This window comes from Microseira sp. BLCC-F43, assembly GCF_041929235.1.
Taxonomy (GTDB): Bacteria; Cyanobacteriota; Cyanobacteriia; order Cyanobacteriales; family Aerosakkonemataceae; genus Microseira.
In genome coordinates, this window is the sequence record NZ_JBHFNP010000259.1 from 1 (window position 1) to 4,437 (window position 4,437).

Genomic DNA, 4,437 nt, shown 5'->3' on the forward strand with positions numbered 1-4,437 from the left:
AAGATACATTGACTGGCAACTTCCGTCATCACGACTCTGGTCATCACCTCATCGGTGCCTTCGATTAATTCCCGATCTATAGATGCGATTTTCATAGACTTGTTTAGCCTCTACCCTATCAGCATAAAATCCTGTAGCTGACAAGGCAGTAAGAATTGCTACTGAAAAGCGATATGCCAAGGGCTAGCTACGCGACCGCGCGCTTGAATTCAAGGTTCTGCCTCCTGCTGGGGTTTCTGTTGTGGTTCCCCAGGATGTTTACCTGTTCCGATGTACGCTGCTTGAGCTAGCATTGTCTCCGCCATATTAAGCTGATGTGCCTTCAAGTTGCATAATGCAGATTCCCCCAAAGACGCACCGGAGGGGGAGATGGGGAGACACGGTGATGCAATTTCCATGACGATTAGCTTACTAACCGAGCGATTTTCTCAAGCAGCTCTATTACCAATTAACTCGTAAACTTCCGGGTCTACGTAGGTAGTGATGCGCTTGAAGTGCTTAGCAGGCAAGTTTTTTCTCTCAGTCTTCACACAATTTTCATGCCCGCTTCATCAAAGCTTCATAAAATAATATAAAGTTATATAAAAAAAATCAAAAAAATCCACTCTGTTTTAGAACGCTAACTTACAATAACATCAAGTAAATATACACAGGTTCAGTAAAATTACGGAGTTAACCAAGCTTCAAAGACTGAAGTGATAAGCTGTATTGGGTTTAATTTGCCACTAGAAAACCGAGTAGGAAAACAAAGAGGACAGTGTTTTACAGGTAAGCTTGACTAATTGAGTATAAAGGAAAATAACCAATTAAATAGATGGTTACTAAAATAGTTGCTATTGAAATAGAAAGCCATTGATACTGATTGTTTTTTTAACGAAAGGATGTAAAATAGGCATTTAAAAACGCTGGTGAATGCGGCAACAAAGTACGGGACTCACAGCATATCCGAGATGCTGTACTTAAAAACGGGTTATGACATGACAAAGCCGCATCCTATCCAGGGTATTCATGGCATGGTTAACGAGCGCTGTAACTACAAATGTCGCTCCTGTAACTTTTGGCGGCAAAAAGAATATCTTGAGGAAATGACAATTGAGCAGTGGCAAGCTGCACTGCTGAGCTTGAAGCAATTTATCGGGTTTTTCTCAATCCAGTTTGTTGGCGGCGAACCTTTCATCAAAAAAGGGTTTGTGGACTTGCTCGAATTTTGCTACAAAGAAGAGATTAACTGGGGTGTGATTACAAACGGATCGGCGTTCAATCATCAGACTGCTAAGAAAGTAGTTGCAGCACGACCGCTCAACATTGATATATCAGTCGATGGATCAACAGCAGAAATTCACGACTATGTTCGAGGCGTACCCGGTTCGTTAGATAATATTACTCAGGGAATAGGTTTTCTACGAGAAGAGAGTGAACGGCTAGGTTTAAAATTCCCAATTCGGATTCAACCGACAGTTCACTTACTGAATTTCCGCAATTTGCCAAGATTGGTTGAGTGGTCGCAACAAGTAGGCGCGACTAGCATTGACTTCCATACTGTTTCCCCTTGGACAAAGGAAGTTGACACGGAGCTTTGGATTCGCGATCAAGCTGATATTTCAGCACTGCGGGAAACTGTGGAGACGCTAATCGCAATGAAAAAAGACGGGATGCCGATCGAGACCAGTGAAGAAAAACTGCGATCTTTTCCAGATTATTTTATGGGAAAAATAGTAAGACACGGTGTTTCCCCTTGTCGCGTGGGACTGCGAGACTACCATATTACCCCCAACGGTGACGTGAGCATGTGCTGGTTTTACCCAAGCATTGGCAATGTCAAAACCCACAGTGCTAGAGATATTTGGTACGGCGATAAAGCTAAACAACTTCGCGCCCAAATGGTAACCTGTAGCAAGTTTGGCACAGTTTCTTGTGCTAACTCTTGTCTGACTCACAGGACGTTTATGCAGCAAGTAAAGCGGGGTTTATTACTCATTCGTCGGGTAGGTTTAACCTTGGGCAGTTCGTGAATAATCTGGCAGGATTATAAGTGAGAAGCGCAATTTAAGCAGAATAATTCCCGCCAGCGCATTTGCAATTTGACCAGGAATTACGCGCACCCATCCGGGTCTCTCTGAAAAATCGTTGCTTTGTCAACTGGAGAGCAACGCAGAAATCGACGCAGAAACCCGGTTTCTCCCAAAAATCGTCACACAAGAACTAGAGAGCGATGCAGAAACCCGGTTTCTCAGATTTACCTGCGTAAGTCCTGTTTACCATAACTAATAACTTCTCCGATCGTAAAATTCCGTATAATCCCGCAGCGAAAACCTTCTCTTTGATTAACGATGTCTTTTGAGGCAATAAATAAATAAAGATGGAGATGAAAAGAGTAAATATTCTCAACACGGAGATTGATAATTTATCGATGACCGAACTTTTGGAAAACCTCGAATTCGGTATTGTTTTTACACCCAACGTCGATCACATAATTAAACTGCGAGAAGATCGAGAATTTCGCGAAGCATACAATTTTGCTACTTACGTAGTTTGTGATGGTCAAATACTCCTATATTCATCTTGGTTCTTGGGTACACCGTTGACAGAAAAAATTTCTGGTTCTGATTTTTTTCCAGCTTTTTATAACTACCATAAACAGAATGAAGAAATCAAAATATTTTTGCTGGGCGCTGGGTCAGGAATCGCTCAAAAGGCTCAAGCAAAAATCAATCAAAAAGTAGGAAGAGAAATAGTAGTAGGCGCTTATTCTCCCTCTTATGGGTTTGAAAAAAATGAATCAGAATGTTGGCAAATAATTGAAATAATTCAGAGTTCGGGGGCGACAGTACTGGCGATTGGAGTTGGTACACCAAAGCAAGAAAAGTGGATTTATAAATATAGAGAAAAACTCACGAACATCAAAATATTTCTGGCGATTGGTGCAACGATTGATTTTGAAGCGGGTAATATGCGTAGATCGCCTAGATGGATGAGTAATGTAGGATTAGAATGGTTATTCCGTCTAATTTTAGAACCCCGAAGATTGTGGAAAAGATATCTAGTAGATGATCTGCCTTTCTTTTGGTTAATTTTAAAGCAGAAGCTCGAGAATTTACAGAGTTGCTCAAAGGCTGGAATTAATTGAAAAAAAATGTTATAAATAAGAATATTAAAGCAGGTTTTTGTTGATATAGAGGATTTTTTACATAAAAAAAGGGGCAGTTTTATGTCAAAAAACGCAAGTAAGGCGTTTGAAGAAAACGCTTGTTTGAGCGACGAGGTAACACAAGCAAAAGCAATTTTCAATCCGCCGAAACTAACGGATAAGTATGCTGTGCTTTCAATGGATGTTGAAGACTGGTATCATACCGGATACTTGCGCGAAAAAGCTTGCGATCGCAGCTACTCAATGCTAGATGGCTTAGACCGATTTATTCAAATTCTAAGCGCTCGCGGAATTCATGCACAACTTTTCGTGCTGGGAGAAGTACTGAAAGCCTATCCGACTAAATTCCAAGAACTACAAAAACTAGGTCACAAACTTGCATCTCACGGTTGGAGCCATCATCAACCATTAAATATGAGTGTAAGTGAATTCAGCAACGAGTTACAGCTTTGTCAGAGAACACACGAAGATATTTTGGGTAAACCTCTCTATGGATACCGTGCGCCTTGTTTCAGCATGGATCGCGAAAGGTTAAATACTCTGATTAAACTGGGTTTTCAATACGACTCAAGTAGCATTCAACGCTTGCATCATCAGCCGTTAAATTTAAGAGGGTTTACATCTGTTTCTCAAAACATTTTTCAATCGAAAGCTTTTTTTGAATTTCAACTGGCAAATTTTTCAGCTAATATCTTCAAATGGCCTACTTCTGGAGGTGGTGCTATGCGAATTATGCCCTGGGAAATCACTCAAAACGCTATGAAAATTCAATTGAAGAGTCTAGATCTATACTCGCTGTATATTCATCCTATCGATATTTCTACTAAAGCTAACCCGCCATTTCCAAAGCCGACAAGTTGGCTGCATAAATTACGCTTTAATCAAGGGAGATTTAGTATGGGAGAACGATTAATTTCTCTGATTTCAAATCTTCAGCAACATGGATATAAATTTACAACCTACTCAAATCTCAGATCTACTTTATTGTCAGACAATCTCAGGACTGACGCACGACGATCCTAGAAAAACCGACTTCTGACTGCACCCTTGAGGTGGATTTGGATGATTATCTCTAATGTTAGGAATGGGATGGGATTTTAGCAGGGGGTGGTGCGATCGCCAGCGCCACCAATTCTCTGGTTTCCTCAATCGTCAGCTTTGGTTGAGTCCAGAGGATTTCCCATTCCTCCCCCGATCCAACTAACTCCATATCATTGTCTACCCCTGGTCGTCCCAAAGCTTTAATCATCAGCCTCGCCAAGATACATTGACTGGCAACTTCCGTCATC

Annotated in this window: 5 protein-coding genes; 3 read left to right on the plus strand and 2 right to left on the minus strand. The window is 41.1% G+C overall.

The window, feature by feature from the left end; translation table 11 throughout:
* Nucleotides 1-209: 209 nt before the first annotated feature.
* Nucleotides 210-398, minus strand: coding sequence for a hypothetical protein (locus ACE1CM_RS34580; protein ID WP_374883421.1), 189 nt, complete (start codon nt 396-398; stop codon nt 210-212).
* Between the two features lie 552 nt (nt 399-950).
* Between ACE1CM_RS34580 and ACE1CM_RS34585 the strand changes: the two genes are divergently transcribed.
* The 3 genes from ACE1CM_RS34585 (at nt 951) to ACE1CM_RS34595 (ending at nt 4,171) form a co-directional block, all read left to right on the plus strand.
* Nucleotides 951-2,012 carry a radical SAM/SPASM domain-containing protein gene (locus ACE1CM_RS34585; RefSeq protein WP_374883422.1) on the plus strand — a complete coding sequence of 354 codons (1,062 nt, stop codon included), beginning with the start codon at nt 951-953 and terminating at the stop codon, nt 2,010-2,012.
* Nucleotides 2,013-2,422: 410 nt separating this feature from the next.
* Nucleotides 2,423-3,127, plus strand: a complete 705-nt coding sequence (locus ACE1CM_RS34590) for a WecB/TagA/CpsF family glycosyltransferase (protein WP_374883423.1) — start codon at nt 2,423-2,425, stop codon at nt 3,125-3,127.
* A gap of 81 nt (nt 3,128-3,208) precedes the next feature.
* The gene (locus ACE1CM_RS34595; RefSeq protein WP_374883424.1) at nt 3,209-4,171 is read left to right on the plus strand and encodes a polysaccharide deacetylase family protein; all 963 of its coding nucleotides are present in this window, start codon (nt 3,209-3,211) and stop codon (nt 4,169-4,171) included.
* Between the two features lie 55 nt (nt 4,172-4,226).
* Here ACE1CM_RS34595 and ACE1CM_RS34600 read toward each other — a convergent pair.
* Nucleotides 4,227-4,437: hypothetical protein (locus ACE1CM_RS34600; protein ID WP_374883425.1), on the minus strand; the 211-nt coding region annotated here is incomplete at its 5' end.

What these genes read in the sequence shown, in the direction of transcription:
- ACE1CM_RS34580 (WP_374883421.1), bottom strand. Translation starts at nt 398, where the DNA reads ATGGAAATTGCATCACCGTGTCTCCCCATCTCCCCCTCCGGTGCGTCT.
- ACE1CM_RS34585 (WP_374883422.1), top strand. Translation starts at nt 951, where the DNA reads ATGCTGTACTTAAAAACGGGTTATGACATGACAAAGCCGCATCCTATC.
- ACE1CM_RS34595 (WP_374883424.1), top strand. Translation starts at nt 3,209, where the DNA reads ATGTCAAAAAACGCAAGTAAGGCGTTTGAAGAAAACGCTTGTTTGAGC.